Below are 2685 nucleotides of genomic sequence, written 5' to 3'. Positions count from 1 at the left end.
GACCAAGTACGGCTGTTTGCGTGGAAGCATTAATCCCTAAGTAATATCCGTCTAAATTATCCGCGCCATTAGCAACGTTCGATGCTCTGAAAATAAACCCAGCTTCGTTTCCGCTCGTAATTTGCACATCGCCCTCAAGTACGAAATCTGTAAAGCTTTTGCTGTTAAGTACTGCTTTATAGCCCGGACCGCTATTTACTGCATACTGCCCGTTAGAGACGGTCCAATTGCCTTCGTACGTAGACCATCCTTCAGCCGATGATCCGTTAAAGTCGTTCGTGTAGAGGATCTCCGGCACAGGATCAGAGTTCGGTACGGTTACTGTAGCTTGCGAGCGGAAGTCACCGCTCGTAGATACTGCTTCAATGAGCGCTCTACCTGGCGATAGTGCTGTTACTAATCCGCTGTTGCTGACAATTGCGATCTCCGGATTGCTGGACGTCCATGTCACTTCTTCGCCGCTTGCTCCCAGATTGTGAAGCTGGGCTGTCTTCCCTGATTCAAGTGTCAATTTCTTCTGATCAAGATCAACCCCACCTTGGATGGATCTGACAGCGAAATAATCAAATCGAGCATCTATCCGATTGTTAGTCGCAACGATATTGTTTGCGAATAATCCGACTTTGATATTTTTTAAATTTGCAGTGACAGGATTGGATGCCTGAATCCACTCATATCCATTCCAATAATACGTGGTATAAACATTCCCCATTTTCTTAATTTTGAGCGTCATTGTATCGCCGCCGGGATGAGCCGCCTCATTGCCTGGTTTCTTGTAACTACCACCAAGTTCATAAGCGGTTTCGATAATTTTTCCATTCGCATAGACATGAGCAAGCTTTACGAAATTATCCGCATCCTGCCAGACGAAGAGACCACCTTGCTGGTGATTCAAGGCAATAGGTGCCGTAACTTTCGTAACGATTTCAAAATCGCCACTAGCCGGCACATCTCTCAGAAACACATTGTTTTGACTATTGTTATCCTGATAGACATCCGTAGGTGTCGTATGAATCGTCATTGAACCCGGATTTTGAGTCAAACTCCAATTGCCTTTGCTTTCCTGGAATATCGACCACGCTGGATCGAGTACATCGCTATCAAAGGAATCAATCGTAAACTTCGATAAATCCGGTTCGCCAGGCGTTTGACGGACAGTAACACTGCATTCACTAAGGACTGCGCCATTATCGCTACTAATAACTCGAATTGTTGCCGTACCCGCTTTCAGTCCCTTCACTGTCAGCATAGTGCTTCCTGTAGCTGTATCCTTACTGTCTTGTGTAACCGCTACCACTTCAGGTGCCGTTGAAGTCACCACGACGTTCTTGTTCGTGCCAATCAGCGGTCTTACAGAAGCAATTAGGGAAGCAGATTCTCCAGTACTCAAATTCACGGCCTGATTATCCAAAGCAATACTTTCTACCGGCGTTGAGACGTCACTTTTCTCCAGAGGCTCAAGAACGATGTAATCCAGTTGGGCAAAATTCAGTTTGCTGGTTAAACGGATCTTGTTAATTCCAGCATGCAGGCTAACATCCATAGATACTGGATTAAAACCTTTCCAGCCAAAGTTTTTATAAGTCACCGTCTGGCCTATACCGCCATTTACGGAAACCTCATGCTGCGCAGAAGCGCCTCCGGCAGTTCCATTGTCAGCCACGACAATGAGGGAATAATCGCCCGCTTCCTTCACATCAACCGTGAACTCTACATAATCTTTGCCAGGCTGATCCAAATGGCCGACTACTTTATTTCCCGATGCATTATCTGAAGAAGTAAGAACCGCCGACCCACCGATAAGTGCATGTTCAGCTTCATATTTAAATCTTGTTACGTTCGGAGTGCCAGATGGCTCTTCCATGGAAGCCCCATAAGCGGCAGGTGTTCCGAAATTCGGAGTACCATCAGAATTCCACTTAAATTTTTGTGCCCGGACGCTGCGATTCCCCCAACTTCCGCCGGAGAATTGATCGGCGTGATACACGATCCAATCTTCTTTTCCGTCAGGTGAAGTGGTGAACGTGTTATGACCGGGGCCGTACGCTGTCGGCACTTTACTGAAAACAGGGCCAGACTTGCTCCAGGATGCAGGGTTTAATACATTGCCATCCGTATTGCTTAGCATGCCGAGTGTATAATCGTCCGTCCAACTGCCACTGGCGGAATATACAATAAATATTTTGCCGTCCTTCTTCAAAATCTCTGGTCCTTCGTTGATATAAGGAGTACCAATGCGCTCCCAGTTTTGATCTGGCGTAGAGATTTGAACCCTCGGACCACTGATCGTCCAAGGATTGCTCATTGGAGCGATATAAATGCTCTGCTTCACATTGACATCGCCTTCCCAGCCCGACCATACAAAATATTTGGTATTGTCATCTTTGACAAGTACCGTTCCGTCAATAGCCCACTTGTTCGTGTTGTCCGATATTTTACCTTTCAACGTATATGTTCCTTGCGGATCTTGGGAGTTTCCTTCCAGTACATACATCCTGTGATTTTCATTTGCTCCGTCATCTGCAGCAAAGTAGATGTACCACTTGCCATCCAGATATTGTAGCTCAGGCGCCCACAGTTCCTTGGAATAGGGTTGACCGGCTGGAGGTGAATAGACAGTCACTCTGGGGACTGAGCCGATATCCTGCAATCTTTTTGCCTTCGAGATCGATATAGATGCATCTC

The 2685-nt window shown here is 46.4% G+C and carries 1 protein-coding gene; it reads right to left on the bottom strand.

Translation table 11 applies throughout. From position 1 onward, the window contains the following. On the bottom strand, nucleotides 1-2685 hold a 2685-nt coding region (locus AC1DUA_RS32950; protein WP_477503745.1), incomplete at both ends, for a family 43 glycosylhydrolase.

The organism is Paenibacillus sp. 01T422, from assembly GCF_056398785.1.
Note: the sequence above shows the minus strand (reverse complement) of the source record. Positions and strands in the feature narration are given on the sequence as shown.